Here is a 17,059-nt window from a genome sequence, read left to right as displayed (position 1 = left end):
AGGTATTTGAAAGTGGGGAATAATCGAATTTGATTAAGAGAATAGGTAAATAAACGTATTCAATTATTTGTAGTAGATTAGAAAATTGTTTGGTTAGTAATACGATACTTGCAATTAGATAACCAACGCCAATGATCTATTTCGTTGGCATTGGTAATATTTAATTCTTTACTGATTTGATTTAAATCGACTCCTTTTTGATAACGTTTGATTGCTCTTAATTTTGTATTAGCTTGATATTTGGTCATATAAAAAGACCTCCTGGATTAGACTCTTCGTCTAGTTCAGGGGGTTAACTTCATAGTGAAATTCTGGATACTATATTTTTTATAACAAAAAAACAGAATGCTATTGGCATTCTGTCCGCTGGAATACTTGGCTTATTATTTTTGACTAAATTTAATTTCGGTTCCAGCTAAATCTACCGTATAAGTATCATTCTCTAAGGGACGTTTGGTCATACCCTCATCAGTAGAATAAATAATCAATGCAAGTTTACTACCAATCGGCATCGTGTAATAGGTAGGCTGTAATTTGAAATCTAAGTCATAAAATTTGTCTGCTTCGATTTTACTTGGCTTTTTCATGTCAGCATAATTTTGTAAATTCATGTGTGCTTTAGTAATTAGTTTGGCCTTTGTCTCTTTAGCAGGAACAAATTCTTGCAAAGTATCTGTACCAAATCTATATCCTAATTCTTGGCCATCACGCATTAATAATTTTGGTGTAGCCGTTAAACGTTTCCGCTTACCTAATTCAACCAAGGCAACAGAAATCTGTCCCTTATCTAGGCTACTGGAAACACGTATTTTAACTTCTGGACGACCAACAATTGTTACTGGGTGGATAAATTCATCACTTTCAAAACGCAAACTCGGCTCAGCCCATTTTTTATTTCCACAAATAAATTTATATTGCCACTTACTTTCAGAAATTTTAGCTTTCTTAAATTCTTGTCCACCAACATCTGTAAAGCTCATCTTTTCAGTTCCGTTAACATCCTTAAATAATTCATGATTATTAGTTGGATAGTAGGTAACTGCTTTACCAATACTATTATTCCAATCTTTTTCTTCATGCCATGTATCAGCTTGAAGGTTATCTTGAATCATGACAGTTGGCCATTGTTTGTAAGCATTGTTTTCAAGATTTAATAGTTCGTGAACGAACCAAAGATTCATGAGGTCGGTAAAATCAATGGAAACAAAGTTGTTCATATTGTAGTGTGGCCCTTGGTGTAAGAATAGGTGGTGTTTCATAGGCATTTTAGCTACCTTCTGCCAAATCTTGTATACGTTTTTAGGCTTTACGTTCCAATCATTTAAGCCATGAACACTAATCCAAGAACATTTAATACCATCAGAATTATGCCGGTAGTTTCTCGCTTCCCAAAAGTTAGAATATTGTCCTGTTGCTCTGTCTTCACCTTTAAGTAAAGACTTCTGCATTGCATCATATTTAGGTTTGATTTTAAGGTAGCTTCCAGCATCCCATAAGTTTGATTGGCAGGTTTCAGCAAGCAAATCAAGGTCTTCACCTTGGCATTCACTTGGTGCAATAACCAGACCGTGTTCACGGTAATAATCGTACCAAGAGGAGATAGCTGCCTCAGAGACAACCGTTTTAAGTCCCTTTACGCCAGTGGTAGCCACAGCAATTTGTAAGGTACCAAGGTAGGAGCGACCGGTCATACCAATGTTCCCATTACACCAAAATGCTTTTGTTTCGTGTTTTCTGGACCGGTCAGTATAAGCAATTCGATCGCCATGCAACCACTCAACGATTTCTTTTGCACTCTCAGTTTCCTCAGGAGAACCCGTGCTTCGTAAGCCGTCGCTGCCACGGGTACCGATCCCGCCAGCGAAGACACTGGCAAATCCGCGTGCAAGCATATACTCATTTAATGGGTAAGAAGACTTATGGATAGCTTCTTCAGTGGCAGCTTTGTTCTCATCGCCAGGTTGCGTAGCTTTAACCGTTGGGGCAGCTTTGTATTGTGGATTTTCCCATTCAGTTGCATCGGATAAATTCTCATCTACGTTATGGTTGCGTTTCTCGTTCTCGATAATTCCGCCAAAATATGGACTTGCGGTATATAAAGCAGGTACTTTTAGACCGCTGTTGCTCTCGGCGGGACGGAAGATGGTTGTTTGCAGCAAGTCACTTTTGCCATCTTCATCAGTGTCTAAGTCGCTTTCAACGTAGACAACTTCCCGAATTACTTTATTGGTATTGAAAACTGGGATGCTTTTACCATTAAAGAACATAAATTTATTTTGTCCCCAAAATTGGGTAAAGTACCCCTTGCCGGCCATAACATCAAGTAGAATTTGTCCGTTCTTGGCACGGGTGTTGAGCAAACGATAAAATGCATGAATTAATTTGTCGGTATTATCAATATCTTGAATAAAAGGTAAGGCATGTTTTTGCATAAAACCAGTAGGGCTGGCTAAGTTGTAGTCGTAGTCAACGTGATAGCCCAATAATTGTAAGGCTACGTTATAGAATTGATTTGTACCAATTTTTTGCGGATCGCTGGCTAAAAAAACAGTTAGGGTTTGTTTATCGGATACAGCAAATTCAGCTAATTTCGTCGTTTTAGCCTGATCGCTTTTAGCTTCGGCTAGTACATTTTTGATCATTTTGGCTAGAAGGTTACTAAATGACCAGTCCTGGTAATTTTTAGGTAAAAAGTTGATGTCGGTTAATTCTTTAATTTGTTCCTGAAAATCAGTATCGACATAAGCATATTGATTATATTTCATGTTGAGCTCCTTTTTTGACTCTCTTTACCCATAGTTTACTAGTAATGGTACATATAAGAAACTAGCTATATTTGAAATTTTTTCCAAAAGAAAAAGCGGTTTGTCAACCGCTCCCTTTTATAACCAAGTTTTTGTATAAGTATCTTCATTAAAACCACAGGTAAGCTTATCACCATCAACCATGAGTGGCCGCTTAATTAACTTACCATCTTTAGACATCATGTCGGCTGCCTCGTCGATCGTCATATCGGGTACTTTATCTTTTAAATGTTCCTGACGATAGTGCATGCCACTGGTGTTAAAGAAGTAACGCAAACCACGATCTTTATGTTCAGTCATCCACTTAACTAGATCTTCTTTTTTAGGTGGCTTTTCTACTAAATCTTGATATTCATATTGAACATTGTGATCATCGAGCCATTTTCGTGCTTTTTTTGAAGTTGAGCAGCGTTTGTATCCGTAAAATTTCTTCATAATGCATCCCTTCTTTAAATTATTCTAAATTTCATTATAGCAACAATTTTTAGAGTAGCTAATAAAACAATTTTTTATTTAATAGGTAGGCTGTCAGCGGTGATTACCCGGTAATTATATGAATTAATTGTTACCCGAATACTTAGCGGGTTGTTGTAAGCATAGAAGTTCTTCCCCTTATGAATAATTTTGTCTGCTTCCAAAACGGCTTTTTTAATTAAAATTTTGATCTCATTTTTAGAATAATTAGTTTTAAGTTTTTTATTGATACGCAGAAAAACTAATTCGGTGTAACAAATGTGCTTAGCTAAAAATTTTCTTTGCTCTTTTTCCATGACTGCTCCTATTTTTTATATTGTTTAATTTCACTCTGGTATATATTGATTAATTCAGGCCTATATTTTTTAGGCTTAGAAGAATTTCTAACATGTTGCCATAAAATAGCGGCAACTTTTAATTTATTATTGAATTTCTTGCTTTCAGGGCTTTGACAAAAATTTTTTACGAAATTATTCCACTGATATGTGTTTTCTTCACTAGTTCTTTTTAAAATTTTGCTTCGGTTAGGAGTTTTTTTCAGTTTGGTATATTCATTGATTAAATCAGCAACTGTCATATTAGTATCATTCTCAGCTTCAGCTTTGCGTTTAATTATTGCCATTCCTTTTTTGAAGTGGAAATTCTTGACGCCGAAATAATTAGCAAAGAATTTTCGTGCCTCGTTGTTAAAAGAAAATCTAGAACCAACGATTTTGGTATTCAGATTTATTTGCTTTACACCACTATTATTGTGGTGACTGCTTCTAACTGCTTTAATTTCTTGAGGAGGCTTGCCGCTTAAATATAACTGCAGGTAATGATTCAGTTCAGCTTTTGTGCCATAGCTTGGTAATTTATATTGCTTACATAATTTTTCCAAGTCAGTTTTATAATAATAATTTTCCTTGAATCCTTTTAAAGTTAATTTTTGCATTTTTCTTTCCAAAATATGATTTAAGTACAATATATAATTATAATATAAAGTCTTTATATTGGGTATAAGTGCTGGCTAATGAATTCAAAAAATAAATACTTTTGAGTTATTTTATGCAAAACTAGCTCAAAAGTTATAATGTATACAAAAAAAGCAGATAAATCTTTATTTGAATAAAAGGATATACATAATGAAAAAAGTTAAATTAATTTTAGATTCGAGTGCTAATGAGCAATCTGATGAAAGTGAAAACATTCAAGTAGTTCCTTTAACCCTTTTTGTGAATGGAAAAGAGTTTCTTGATGATGATAAGCTCAACATCGATGATTTTATAAAAAATATGGAGTCCAGTAAACAAGCAGGGAAGACTGCTTGTCCAAGTATTCAAGAATGGCTGGACGCATTGGAAGGTAGTGATGAGGTGATCATTATTACCGTAACTAGTGGAATGAGCGGAAGCTTTTCGTCAGCTTTGCAGGCCAAGACAATGTACGAAGATAAACATCCGGGTAGTCATATCATCGTTGTTGATTCGCGTTCTGCGGGTCCAGAAATGTCGATTGTGCTCCATGAGATTGAACGTTTATTAAAAACTAAGATTCGGTTTGTCGATTTGGACCAAAAAATTGCCGAATATAGGATGCATACCCACCTTTTAGTTATTTTACAATCACTGCATAATCTTGCCTTGAATGGCCGGGTAAATCCAGCTATTGCCAAACTTGCTGAATTATTAAAAATCGATGTGGTCGGAACGGCAAGCCAAGAGGGGAAATTGGAGCCTTTAATTAAAGTGCATGGCATGAGGCGTGCATTAAGGGAAGTACTTAAACGTATGGGTACAATGAAGTATAACGGTAAAGAAGTAATTATTGACCAGTGTCAAAATGAAAAGGATGCAAAAATTTTAAAAGAAAAAATAGTTGCTAAGTATCCTAAGGCCAAGGTTACAATTCGGCCGTCGCATGGTCTGTGTGCCTTCTACGCTGAAGTAGGTAGCTTGATGGTTGGCTTCGCTGATTAGAAGAATAGAATAATAATTTGTTAGATACTGCAAAGGTAATTGTCCTTTGCAGTATTTTTATCTTAATAAATTCTTAACTTTTATAGCTGATCCTTTAAACAATAGTATTTGAAAAAGTAAATTGTATATTAATTAAAGATAGTTCGGGTATCAAACCAAATTTAGTTTGCCTATCAAACTAATTCAAGATATAATCGCAAATATCCGGTAGTCGGATGAATAAATTTTAGGCTTTTATTTAGTGATTAATCCCTAAAATTTTGAAGGAGGAAAGTTAATGAGTGTTTTAGATGCATCAGATATTATGAAATTGATTCCTAACCGTTATCCCATGTTATTCATGGATAAGGTTGATGAAATGGTTCCAGATGAGTCCATTACGGTTACAAAAAATGTAAGTATTAATGAGCAATTCTTCCAGGGACATTTTCCAGGGAATCCGGTTATGCCTGGGGTATTGATTGTTGAATCATTAGCTCAAGCGGCATCGATTCTGATTTTAAAATCAGAAAAATTCAAAGGTAAAACAGCTTATCTTGGTGAAATTAGAAACGCCAAGTTTAGAAAAGTTGTTCGCCCGGGTGATGTTCTGAAATTGCACGTCACAATGAAAAAAGTGCGCCGGAATATGGGACTAGTCGATTGTGCTGCCAAGGTTGGTGACAAAACCGCTTGTTCTTGTGAATTAATGTTTGTTGTTGAAGATGCTAACAAGAAGATTTAATTAAAAGAATGTAAGGAAGGATTTACATGGGTCAATCAGCAGCTAATCTAAGGAAATCGGATTATAAGTTTATAAGCGATGAATTGGTTGATGTTTACGATATTATTTTACGAATTGAAGAACGTTCCATCCGTAAAAGTCGCTTCAAAGACATTAATATCAAGCAAATGCATTTGGTTCATGCGATCGGCTTACACTCTAAAAAGACGACGTCTGAAGTAGCACATATTTTGAAGCTTAGTAAGGGAACTTTGACGGCTAACCTCAATATATTGGAACGCAAGGGTTATATCATTCGGGTTCATAACCATAATGATCGCCGGGTAATTAACTTGAAGTTAACGAGCAAAGGCCGGTTATTATACCGTGCCCACTCAGCCTTTCACCAACAGTTAGTCAAAAGTTTTTTGAAAGGTTTTAACGATGATGAGGTTAAATTGATCAGAAAAGCAATTATTAATTTGCGGGAGTTCCTTGATAAGGCGTCAGAGCAAGTATGAAATACGAAAATGTTTCAATCTTGCAGACTGCAAGCAGTATTCCGAAAAAAGTCGTTACTAATGATGATTTAGCAAAAATGATGGATACCTCTGATGAGTGGATTTCCAAGAGGACGGGCATTAAACAGCGTCACGTTGTGACTGAACAATCAACCAGTGACTTGTGTGTCGATGTTAGTCAAAAACTTTTGCGGCAAGCAAATTTGCCTGCTAAGCGAATCGATTTGATTATTGTTGCCACCATGTCGCCGGATTATTTAACACCATCTGTTAGTGCAATGGTTCAGGGCAAGATTGGTGCTGATAATGCCGCGGCCTTTGATATTAACTCTGCGTGTTCTGGTTTTGCTTACGGTTTAAAAATAGCCAAGCAAATGTTGACTGCTGATAAAAGCAAATATGCACTTTTAATCGGTGGAGAAACACTGAGCAAGTTAGTTAATTGGCAAGATCGCTCCACTGCCGTGCTATTTGGTGATGGTGCTGCAGGAGTTCTGCTAACCAATGCTTATTCAAATTCCGCTGGAATTTTAGCTGATGATTTGCAAACTAAAGGACGCTTGGGCCATTACTTGACGGCAGGTTACTTAGCAAATAAATCACCATTTTATCAAGCTGCTCCAACAGATTCTGCAAATAAGTATTTTTTGATGAATGGGCGGCAAGTTTATAAATTTGCCACTGAAAATGTTCCCGGATCAATTAGAACGGCTTTAAGAAAAGCTGATCTGCAAACGTCTGACGTTGACTACTTTGTTTTACACCAGGCGAATAGCCGAATTGTTGAACGAATTGCACGTGATTTGGGTGTTTCAATTGCTAAGTTTCCAATAAATATTCAAGAGTATGGAAATACCGCTGCTGCTAGTGAACCGATATTGTTAGACGAGTTGGTTAAGAAAAAAATTATCCGGCGCGGCAATATCATTGTTTTATCTGGCTTCGGCGGTGGCTTAACAATTGGAACGGTTGTATTGAAGTTTTAGATTAAAAATTATAGGAGAGAAATATTATGACTAAAGAAGAAGTATTTAACAAAGTAAAAGATATTATCGTAGATCAATTGGATGTCGATGCTGACAAGATTAAAGAAGATACCAATTTTAAAGAGGATCTGGATTTAGATAGTTTAGATATCTTTGAAGTTGTCGATAAGCTTGAAGATACTTACGATATTGAAATCGATACGGATACTGATGTTTCAACGGTAAGTCAATTAGTCGATTATGTTTTGAAACAAATCGATGCCAAAAATAAAAAAGATGCTAAAGATAAAAATAGGTAAGTAAATTGAAAATAGCTTATTTATTTAGTGGTCAGGGTAGCCAATTTGCACAGATGGGGCAGGATTTATACCAATCTGAACCTGTTTACAAGCAAACAGTTGACGAAGCCAGTGATGTTTTAGATCTTAATTTTAAAGATGCAAAAGTTTTTGATGATCCTAAGAATGTGCAAACGGCAATTGTCACTATGAGTACGGGTTTATTTCGCTTATTAAATAAGGAATTGCCTGTGTCAGTTGGTGCTTGTGGCTTAAGTTTAGGTGAATACAGCGCACTGATTTCTGCTGTTGCGATCGATTTTGCTCCCGCCTTAAAGCTGGTTAATGATCGTTCGCATTATATGGCAGAAGCTGGGCAAGAACATCCTGGTAAAATGGCGGCTGTTTTAAAAGCCAACCCGCAAGTTTTGGGAGATGCCATTCAGGCTGCTTCCAAAGTTGGCACGGTCGTTCCCGCTAACTTCAATACTGATGAACAGGTTGTTATCGGTGGTTTCAAACAGGGTGTTGATGCAGCCAGCAAGTATTTGAAATCTCACGGTGCCAAGATAGTTATTCCGCTAAAAGTAGCAGTAGCTTCGCACACACCGTTAATGCAGTCTGCTTCCGATCAATTAAGTAAAAGGTTGCAGAGTGTGACCTTTAAGCAGCCTGAGTTTCCGGTTATTAGTAACACAACTAGTCAAGAGTTTGAGCTTAATGATATTAAACAAATTTTAACTGAACAATTAATTAAGCCAACCCACTTTGAAAACTGTGTCAGAAAGCTTTTTGCCTTGGGTGCAGATACCTTTATTGAGTTAGGGCCAGGCAAGACACTGACTAAGTTAGCTATGAAAAATCTTAAGGGTAAAAAGGTTAACTTTTACCACGTTGATAGTAGCGAATCCTTAAATAAATTAAGAGAAGAGTTAGGTGATTAGATGGCTGAAAAACAAGTCGCATTAGTAACTGGTGGAGCAAAAGGGATCGGTTTAGCAATTGCAAAACGCCTTGCTAATGAAAATTTTCAAGTAGTGATCAATGCTCATCATGAACCAAGTGCAGAGCAAACAAAGAAGTGGCAAGATGATGGCTTTTCTTTTGATATTTTGCTTGGAGATGTTGCTAATGATGAGGACGCAAAATCTCTAGTTGACCAGATAATAGAGAAATACGGAACAATTGATGTTTTGGTTAATAATGCCGGGATTATCAAGGATAAATTACTGACGAGAATGTCAAACGCTGATTTTAAGGCAGTTATTAATACTAACTTAGTTGGTACTTTTAATATGACTAAATATGCCTTAAAAATTATGCAGAAGAAGCGCCAAGGGGCCATTGTTAATTTAGCCAGTGTTTCTGGCCTCCATGGCAATATTGGTCAAGCTAATTATTCTGCAAGTAAGGCTGGTGTAGTTGGCTTAACCAAAGCTGCGGCACGTGAAGGTGCTTTACGCGGTGTTCGTGTTAATGCGATCGCACCGGGCATGGTTAACACTGCGATGGTTGAAAAGATGAGTCCTAAACGCCAAGAAGCGGTTAAGAAAACGATTCCGTTAAAACGCTTTGCCAAACCAGAAGAAATTGCTGATACAGCTGCGTTTTTAATTGAAAATCAATATATTACGGGTCAAGTCATTACTGTCGATGGTGGATTGACTATTTAAGCAAGAGGTCTATATGAATAGAGTTGTAATTACAGGTATGGGGGCTGTTACCCCTTTAGGTAATGATGTTGAAACTTATTTCAAAAATTTATTTGCCTCAAAAGTTGGTATTAATAAGATAACGAAATTTGATGCAGAACCAACCGGAATTACGGTTGCTGGTGAAGTTAAGAATTTTGATCCTATGAAGCGTTTGCCTAAGAAGATTGCACGGCGGAATGATGATTTCTGTAATTATGCCATGTACAGTGCTTCTGAAGCTATGGAGATGGCAGGTTTAAACGAAAATAACCTTAAACCTGAAGATTTAGGTGTCATTTATGGTTCTGGAATTGGTGGCTTGACTACCATTCAAGAACAAATTATCAAAATGCATGATAAGGGGCCTAAACGGGTTTCACCGTTATTTGTTCCCGATTCAATTATTAATATGGCTGCCGGTGATATCGCCATCCAGTTTCATGCTTTGAATACGAGTCAAGGGATTGTTACCGCTTGTTCATCGGGTACAAATGCAATTGGTAATGCTTTTGAATATATTAAAAATGGGAAGGCACAAGCAATGATTACCGGTGGAACCGAAGCCTCAGTTAATGAAATTGGGATTTCTGGCTTTGCTGCGCTAACCGCACTTTCTAAGAGTACTGATCCGTTAAAGGCTTCGTTACCATTTGATAAAAACCGGAACGGTTTTGTCTTAGGTGAAGGTGCCGGTACCTTAGTACTTGAAAATTATGACCATGCCCAAAAACGCGGGGCCAATATTTTAGCCGAAATTGTTGGTTACGGTACTACCAGCGATGCATATCATATGACGGCTCCAGACCCTGATGGTAAAGGTGCCATTCGTGCGATGCAACAGGCTGTTGATGAGTCTGGCGCCAGTCCTCAAGACGTTGATTATATCAACGCTCACGGTACGGCTACGGCGGATAATGACAGTGCCGAAGCTAAGGCTATTAAAGCCGTGTTTGCCGGTAATGATCATGTCAAAGTAAGTAGTACTAAATCAATGACTGGCCACTTATTGGGTGCTGCCGGTGCTATTGAAGCTGTTGCAGTTGTTGGTGCAATTCAAAAGAATCAGATGCCGGTAAACGTTGGCATCAGTCACCAAGATGAAGAATGCCCTGTTAACTTGGTTACTGAAGAAAATAAAAAAGCCCCGGTTAACCTAGCAATCAGTAATTCATTTGGTTTTGGCGGTCATAATGCAGTTATTGCCATTAAAGGAGTTAATTGATTTATGAAAGAAAAAGATGTTGAAAGGTTATTAGATAAGTTTGATGAATCTTCATTGAAGGATTTTGAATTTTCTAATAAAGATTTCAAATTATCATTAAGTAAACGTTCAGACAGTGCCCCGGTAGTTGTTAATGATTCCAAGGCACTTCAATCAACACCAATGCAGCATGCTGCTGCAGTAGCTACAGCTACTAAACCGCAAAAGAAGGTTGCTGCTTCTGAAAATGATGCTAATTTAGCCCAAGTTAAGGCACCATTGGTTGGGATCGTTTATATGTCACCTAAGCCTGATAAACCAGCATTTAAATCGGTGGGTGATCACGTAAGTAAAGGCGAAGTTGTCTGCTTAATTGAAGCCATGAAAATGGTCAACGAGGTTAAGAGCAAAGTCAGCGGTACAATCAAAGAAGTTTTGGTTAAAGATGGAGACATGGTTCAATATGATCAACCTATCTTTAAGATAACTAAGGAGTAAATCTGATGGACCTGGAAGTAAATAAGACTATTCCGCAACGTTATCCCTTTCAAATGATTGACCGTTTTAATGACGTAAAGCCTGGGATCGGTTCGACCGCGACTAAATTATTAACGATCGATGAGTGGTTCTTTGCTAACCAACCAGCTGATCACTTAGTTGCACCACGGCCAGTAATGATCGAGGCTATGGCGCAGACTGGAGTTGCCGCTATTTTATCAATGGATAAAAACAAGGGAAAAAATGTTTTCTTTGGTGGGATCCCACGAGCCGAATTTAAAGATGACTTCCGGCCGGGCGATAAGTTGACCTTAGCGGTTAAATTGAAGAAAATGCGGGGCAATATCGGATTAGGGCACGGAACAATTACCCGCGAGGGTAAAGAAATTTGTACCGCAGATTTAATCTTTGCAATTGAATAGGAAGTGAAATAAGTGTTTAAAAAAGTCTTGGTAGCTAACCGGGGAGAGATTGCCGTTCAAATAATTCGTGCTCTGCATGATTTACACATTAAGGCAGTGGCAGTTTACTCTGTAGCTGATAAAGATAGTTTATTTGTTTCACTGGCTGATGAAGCGGTTTGTATCGGTGGTTTCCAACCATCTGAGTCATATTTAAATATGTCACAGATTATTAGTGCAGCCAATCTGACCGGTTGTGAAGCCATTCATCCCGGTTACGGTTTTTTGTCAGAAAATCCTGAATTTGCTGATTTATGTACTAAGTGTCATATCAAATATATTGGTCCCAGTTCCAAATTAATTACTTTGATGGGGAATAAGGCTAATGCCCGTTCTACTATGAAAAAGCACGGTGTTCCGGTTATTCCTGGTAGTGATGGCCCGGTTAAAGGCCTTAAAGAAGCTAAAGAGGTAGCCGATAAAATTGGTTATCCCATTCTTTTAAAGGCTGTTTCTGGTGGCGGTGGCAAAGGTATCCGTGAAGTCGATCATGCTGCTGATTTAGAATCTGCCTTCTTACAAACGCAAGAAGAAGCCAGGATATCGTTTGATGATGATCGAATTTACATTGAAAAATTATTGCATGGCGCTAAACATGTCGAAATGCAGGTAATTGCTGATAATTTTGGCAACGTGGTTTACCTCCCAGAGCGTGACTGTTCAATGCAAAGAAATCACCAAAAGATAATGGAGGAAAGCCCTTGTACGCAGATTTCATCTGCACAGCGACAGCAAATTGGTGAGCTGCTTGCTAAGACGACCAGGGAAATTGGTTATACCAATACCGGTACTTATGAATTCTTAATGGATAATAAGAATAATATGTACTTTATGGAAATGAATGCACGTTTGCAGGTTGAGCATACAATTTCAGAAGAAGTAACAGGAATTGAACTGATTAAAGCCCAAATTTTAGTAGCGGCCAATGAAAAATTACCCTTTACCCAAAAAGATGCTGAGGTTAAAGGTTATGCAATTGAATGCCGCCTGAATGCGGAAGACCCAGAAAATAATTTTATGCCTAGTCCGGGTACAATTTCTAAGTTGTTTTTGCCAATGGGAACTTTAGGAGTCCGGATTGATTCTGGAGTTACAACGGGTAGCTTCATTTCTCCGTATTATGATTCAATGATTGCTAAGCTGATTGTTCATATGGACGACCGTAAAGATGCGGTCACTAAAATGAAACGGATGCTTAAAGAACTACAAATCAATGGTGTAAAAACCAATACAAACTTTTTGTCTACCTTATTAAATACAGATGCTTTTAAAAAGAGTACTTATACCAATGAATTTGTGCAGAAGCATTTGTTAACTGAACAAGGAGGCTTCCATGAATCAAATTAAGCAGGATCCTGATGTTTTCAAAAAGCGAATGGACAATATTCCGGACCACTTATTAGTTAAATGTCCTTATTGCCACGAAGTTTCTTTTCGTGAAGATATAGGTCCGGAGCATGTTTGTCCCAAATGTGGTTTTGCATTTCGTATTTTAGCTAAACGACGGGTTAAACTAACCTTTGATGACTTTGAGGAAATGGACGCAGAGTTAACAATTCCGGATCGCTACACTAATAAAAAATACCGTGAAAAGATTGCTAAGGCGGAAAAACTCACGGGTTTAAAAGAGAGTGTCCTAACTGGAAAAGCTAAAATCAAAGACTTGTCTTTTTACACCGGTATTATGGATCCTTACTTTATTATGGGAAGTTTAGGCTCAGCCACTGGTGAGAAAATTGCCAGAATGTTTAATAAGGCTACTGCAGATAAACTGCCGGTTGTCATGTTCACCGCTTCTGGTGGTGCCAGGATGCAAGAAGGAATTGATTCATTAATGCAAATGGCGAAGATTTCTTCTGCGGTTGCCAAACACGATCAAGCGGGCCTCCTATATATTGTTGTCCTGTGTGACCCGACTACTGGTGGTGTTACCGCCAGTTTTGCCATGCAAGGTGACATTATTTTAGCTGAAAAACATGCTTTGGTAGGATTTGCCGGCCGCCGGGTAATCGAACAAACCATTCATCAAAAATTACCGGCTAATTTTCAACGGGCTGAAACAGTTGAAGAGCACGGCTTTATCGATGCCGTTATAGCCAGAAAAGAAGTTAAGCCGACTTTGTATAAATTAATTAAGTTGCATCAAAAGGAGTTTTAAGATGGATAAAAACACAGCTTATCAAACCGTCAAAGCTGCTAGAAGCCAAGATAAGATTCTTACTAGTGACTTAATCAAAAAATTGGTTGATGGCTTTTTTGAGTTACATGGCGATCGCAAAGCAGGTGACGATCCAGCCGTTATTGCTGGTATTGGTTATTTAGCCGATCATCCGATTACCGTTGTGGGTATTTCTAAAGGAAAAGATACTGATTCCAATATTAAACGCCACTTTGGCAGTCCCACACCGGAAGGTTACCGCAAGGCTTTACGAGTAATGAAGCAAGCCGAGAAATTTCACCGGCCAATTTTAGCCCTAGTGAATACCCCAGGCGCTTATCCTGACGTTAATTCAGAATATCATGGCCAAGGAGAAGCAATTGCGCAATGTTTATTGCAAGGGATGCAGCTGAAAACGCCGTATATAAGTATTATTCTTGGTGAAGGTGGCAGTGGTGGTGCCATTGCCCTTTGTTGCGGGGATCAGGTATACATGGTTAAAGATAGTATGTATTCTGTTCTTTCACCTGAAGGATATGCTTCAATTATGTGGAAGGATGCCAAGAAAGCTCCAGCTGCAGCCGCTGAGATGGGACTAACGCCGCAAGAATTATTAAATGATAAAATCGTTGACCAGGTTTTACCGGAAATAAAATCTGATCAGGATATTAAAAAATTAGCTAAGTTTTTAAATAATAAATTTACTGCTTTGGAAAAATTACCGGTTGAAGAATTGGTAAGTAGAAGACAGCAAAGATACGCGAGATATTAATAAAGAGGAATAAATAATGGCTGGAATTTTAGATGGCAAAAAGATTGTTGTCATGGGAGTTGCAAATAAGAAAAGTATTGCGTGGGGATGTACCCAAGCATTACTTAGACAAGGTGCACAGGTAATACTAACTTATCAAAATGACCGTATGAAGAGGAGCATCAAGCGTTTTGTCCCGGATGACGCTATCTTAGTTGTATGTGACGTTTCTGAAGATAAAAACGTTGAGAAAGCCTTTAAAGAAATTGGCTCAAAGTGTGGCAAAATCGATGGCGTTATTCACGCTATTGCTTATGCCGATAGGGATACCTTGACAAATGATTTCGTTAAGACCAACAAGGAAGGCTATGATTTAGCTGAAAATATAAGTGCTTATTCTTTAATTTCAGTTTGCCGTTACGCTAAGCCGATTTTAAATAATCCAGGCAGCGTTATGACGATGACCTACTTTGGTTCTACACGTGCGATTCCTAACTATAATATGATGGGTGTTGCTAAGGCTTCGCTTGAAGCCAATGTTCGTTACTTAGCACGGGACTTAGGCAAGGATGGCATTCGGGTCAATGCCATTTCAGCTGGAGCCTTAAAGACCTTGGCCGTTACCGGGATTAAGGAACACATGAAGTTACTTGAAATGTCAAAGGCTCTAACGGTGAACGATAAGAGTGTCACTATTGATGAAGTTGGCAATACTGCTGCCTTCTTGATGAGTGATTTGTCGACCGGTCTTACCGGGGACATTATCTACGTTGATAAGGGAGTTCACTTGATTTAATGAAAAAGCAGGCAACATTTAAATATTTGAGTACATCGGTTAGTAAGATGGTTTCTTCTGCTGAATTCAAAAAAGTGGCTGCGGTGCCAAGCTTAAAAGGACAGCTAGCTGAATTTAGAAATTCAGCGCGTAAACAACGTTTTATAGTCGGTCGTATTTTGTTAGCTAAATTATTAGGGCAATCAGTTTCTGTGATCACTGCTCCTGGTTATATAAAATATGGTGATCATGGCAAGCCCTATTTGGCAAACCATGATTATCATTTTAATATTACCGATTCTGCCGATACTTTGGTTGTTGCGATTAGTAAGCAGCCAATCGGGATAGATTTGGAATCAATAAGGCCGATAGAATTAAAACGGATTAGACGGGCTTTTACGTCTGATGAGCAAAAATATTTAGATGCTATTGCTGATTCTCAAGCGCAATCTAAGGTTATTCTGAAATTATGGACAGTTAAAGAAGCAGTATTAAAAGCAGCTGGCGTTGGTTTAAGTGGTGGTGTTCGCAAAGTTAAGATTTCCGATCTGCACCATGCAAAATGGCATGAAAATAATTATTATATAGATGACTATTTACCTGATCCAGACTATGTGTCTACAGTTGCTATTTATGATAAATAAAAATCTGTGAAGTTGCTGCTTCACAGATTTTTTAGTATATAATGGAGGAATTATGCAATTTCTAGCTTTAAATAAGGAAGAAATCCAGGCTAATTTGCAAACTAACGTTGCTGTTTCTGTTTTTAAGGAGATATCCTCAACCAATGATTACGCTAAGGCCTTTTCCAAGAAAAATATCCTTCGTTGTCCCCATCTGTTTGTTAGTGAGCAACAAACTGCCGGACATGGCTTACACCAGAGAGCTTTTTTCTCGCCCAAGGGCACAGGAATATATATGAGTATCCTAGTGCCTAAAATAAAAATCATTCCAGCTAAAGAAGGTCTTATTACAACTGGAACAGTGGTTGCGGTGATAAATGCATTACTAAAATTTTATCCAACTGTCGATTTTAAGATAAAATGGATAAACGATATTTTGGTTAATCATAAAAAAGTGGGCGGGATATTGACAGAAGTAGTTAATGGTAATTTGGTTATCGGTATAGGATTAAATTTAAATACTGCTGCTTTCCCTAAACAATTACAGTTTAAAGCTGGAGATATAAAAGATAAAAGGTTAATTAACCGTGATTTATTGATAGCAATGATTACTAATAATTGCTTAAGAATGCTAAAGAATTATCAGGATGGTCAATTTTTGCCTGAATATGGCAAAAGATTAGAGACTTTGCATAATAAGGTAATTATTAAGTTAGGCAACAGATCCATTAGTGGAATTGCAGAAAAAATTGATAATAACGGTTCTTTGATTGTGAAAAATGCGCAGAATAAATTAGAAACTATTTCTACCGGTGAAGTAGTTAAGGTGGCGTCACCAGATAATCTTTACCAGGGTTAATAGTAAAAACCGTATAAATTTAGGTGATAAAGTGTAGGATATTGACCTATGCTTTATTATTTTTTATTTAAAATAACACGTGTAATGAAATTATTTGATAAATTTCACAAAGTTTTTAAATATTGGATTTGACTTAAGCATAATAATTAATTATTATTACTATCGTAGTAGGGCAAGATAGTTAAAGCTAATGCTTAATCATAATATAACGATTTAGTGATGACTTATTTGTTTAATAAAAAAAACGCTCGTATGAGCGTCAATGTCATTAAGTTAAGACATTGACAATCGCTAGGCTTTTAAAAGGCATCCATT

The 17,059-nt window shown here is 37.5% G+C and carries 21 protein-coding genes; 16 read left to right on the top strand and 5 right to left on the bottom strand.

The window, feature by feature from the left end; translation table 11 throughout:
* Positions 1–77: 77 nt before the first annotated feature.
* From FC77_RS07970 to FC77_RS02685, 5 genes are all read right to left on the bottom strand, one after another.
* Positions 78–248 carry a hypothetical protein gene (locus FC77_RS07970; protein ID WP_156641826.1) on the bottom strand — a complete coding sequence of 57 codons (171 nt, stop codon included), beginning with the start codon at positions 246–248 and terminating at the stop codon, positions 78–80.
* A gap of 135 nt (positions 249–383) precedes the next feature.
* A complete protein-coding gene (locus FC77_RS02700) occupies positions 384–2,765 on the bottom strand; it encodes a Xaa-Pro dipeptidyl-peptidase (RefSeq protein WP_056970018.1) in 2,382 nt (793 codons plus the stop codon).
* 117 nt (positions 2,766–2,882) lie between these two features.
* A complete protein-coding gene (locus FC77_RS02695) occupies positions 2,883–3,239 on the bottom strand; it encodes an arsenate reductase family protein (protein WP_056970017.1) in 357 nt (118 codons plus the stop codon).
* 74 nt (positions 3,240–3,313) lie between these two features.
* On the bottom strand, positions 3,314–3,574 hold the full coding sequence (locus FC77_RS02690; RefSeq protein ID WP_056970016.1) for a DUF3781 domain-containing protein: 261 nt from the start codon (positions 3,572–3,574) through the stop codon (positions 3,314–3,316).
* Positions 3,575–3,582: 8 nt separating this feature from the next.
* Positions 3,583–4,212 carry an SAP domain-containing protein gene (locus tag FC77_RS02685; protein ID WP_056970015.1) on the bottom strand — a complete coding sequence of 210 codons (630 nt, stop codon included), beginning with the start codon at positions 4,210–4,212 and terminating at the stop codon, positions 3,583–3,585.
* A 190-nt stretch (positions 4,213–4,402) separates the two neighbouring features.
* Here FC77_RS02685 and FC77_RS02680 point away from each other — a divergent pair, with 190 nt between their 5' ends.
* The 16 genes from FC77_RS02680 (at position 4,403) to FC77_RS02605 (ending at position 16,744) form a co-directional block, all read left to right on the top strand.
* Positions 4,403–5,236: a DegV family protein gene (locus tag FC77_RS02680; RefSeq protein WP_056970014.1), complete on the top strand. Its 834-nt coding sequence runs from the start codon at positions 4,403–4,405 to the stop codon at positions 5,234–5,236.
* Between the two features lie 277 nt (positions 5,237–5,513).
* A complete protein-coding gene (fabZ, locus tag FC77_RS02675) occupies positions 5,514–5,960 on the top strand; it encodes a 3-hydroxyacyl-ACP dehydratase FabZ (RefSeq protein ID WP_056970013.1) in 447 nt (148 codons plus the stop codon).
* A gap of 26 nt (positions 5,961–5,986) precedes the next feature.
* On the top strand, positions 5,987–6,460 hold the full coding sequence (locus FC77_RS02670) for a MarR family winged helix-turn-helix transcriptional regulator (RefSeq protein ID WP_056970012.1): 474 nt from the start codon (positions 5,987–5,989) through the stop codon (positions 6,458–6,460).
* Entirely contained in the window at positions 6,457–7,446 is a 990-nt protein-coding gene (locus FC77_RS02665; RefSeq protein ID WP_056970011.1) for a beta-ketoacyl-ACP synthase III, read from the top strand. Before FC77_RS02670 ends, FC77_RS02665 begins: the two co-directional genes overlap by 4 nt.
* Before the next feature lie 26 nt (positions 7,447–7,472).
* A complete protein-coding gene (locus FC77_RS02660; RefSeq protein ID WP_056970010.1) occupies positions 7,473–7,745 on the top strand; it encodes an acyl carrier protein in 273 nt (90 codons plus the stop codon).
* Between the two features lie 5 nt (positions 7,746–7,750).
* On the top strand, positions 7,751–8,668 hold the full coding sequence (locus FC77_RS02655; RefSeq protein ID WP_054681980.1) for an ACP S-malonyltransferase: 918 nt from the start codon (positions 7,751–7,753) through the stop codon (positions 8,666–8,668).
* Positions 8,669–9,397 carry a 3-oxoacyl-ACP reductase family protein gene (locus FC77_RS02650; protein ID WP_054681981.1) on the top strand — a complete coding sequence of 243 codons (729 nt, stop codon included), beginning with the start codon at positions 8,669–8,671 and terminating at the stop codon, positions 9,395–9,397.
* A 13-nt stretch (positions 9,398–9,410) separates the two neighbouring features.
* Complete coding sequence (gene fabF / locus FC77_RS02645) at positions 9,411–10,640, top strand: beta-ketoacyl-ACP synthase II (protein ID WP_056970009.1); 1,230 nt, start codon at positions 9,411–9,413, stop codon at positions 10,638–10,640.
* Positions 10,641–10,643: 3 nt separating this feature from the next.
* The gene (accB, locus tag FC77_RS02640) at positions 10,644–11,117 is read left to right on the top strand and encodes an acetyl-CoA carboxylase biotin carboxyl carrier protein (RefSeq protein ID WP_054681982.1); all 474 of its coding nucleotides are present in this window, start codon (positions 10,644–10,646) and stop codon (positions 11,115–11,117) included.
* A 5-nt stretch (positions 11,118–11,122) separates the two neighbouring features.
* Positions 11,123–11,539, top strand: coding sequence for a 3-hydroxyacyl-ACP dehydratase FabZ family protein (locus FC77_RS02635; RefSeq protein WP_056970008.1), 417 nt, complete (start codon positions 11,123–11,125; stop codon positions 11,537–11,539).
* A 12-nt stretch (positions 11,540–11,551) separates the two neighbouring features.
* Positions 11,552–12,925, top strand: coding sequence for an acetyl-CoA carboxylase biotin carboxylase subunit (locus FC77_RS02630; protein WP_056970007.1), 1,374 nt, complete (start codon positions 11,552–11,554; stop codon positions 12,923–12,925).
* Entirely contained in the window at positions 12,912–13,736 is an 825-nt protein-coding gene (locus FC77_RS02625) for an acetyl-CoA carboxylase carboxyltransferase subunit beta (protein WP_056970006.1), read from the top strand. The genes FC77_RS02630 and FC77_RS02625 overlap by 14 nt, the downstream gene beginning before the upstream one ends.
* Position 13,737: 1 nt before the next feature.
* On the top strand, positions 13,738–14,508 hold the full coding sequence (gene accA, locus FC77_RS02620; protein WP_056970005.1) for an acetyl-CoA carboxylase carboxyltransferase subunit alpha: 771 nt from the start codon (positions 13,738–13,740) through the stop codon (positions 14,506–14,508).
* Positions 14,509–14,524: 16 nt separating this feature from the next.
* Positions 14,525–15,283 (top strand): enoyl-ACP reductase FabI, encoded by a 759-nt coding sequence (fabI, locus tag FC77_RS02615; protein WP_054681983.1) that lies wholly within the window; start codon positions 14,525–14,527, stop codon positions 15,281–15,283.
* Entirely contained in the window at positions 15,283–15,906 is a 624-nt protein-coding gene (locus FC77_RS02610; RefSeq protein WP_056970004.1) for a 4'-phosphopantetheinyl transferase family protein, read from the top strand. The genes fabI and FC77_RS02610 overlap by 1 nt, the downstream gene beginning before the upstream one ends.
* Before the next feature lie 52 nt (positions 15,907–15,958).
* The gene (locus FC77_RS02605; protein WP_056970003.1) at positions 15,959–16,744 is read left to right on the top strand and encodes a biotin--[acetyl-CoA-carboxylase] ligase; all 786 of its coding nucleotides are present in this window, start codon (positions 15,959–15,961) and stop codon (positions 16,742–16,744) included.
* Positions 16,745–17,059 lie beyond the last annotated feature (315 nt).

Source organism: Lactobacillus acetotolerans DSM 20749 = JCM 3825, from assembly GCF_001436775.1.
GTDB classification, from domain to species: domain Bacteria; phylum Bacillota; class Bacilli; order Lactobacillales; family Lactobacillaceae; genus Lactobacillus; species Lactobacillus acetotolerans.
The sequence above is the reverse complement of the archived record's forward strand: the minus strand, read 5'-3'. Positions and strand labels throughout refer to the sequence as shown.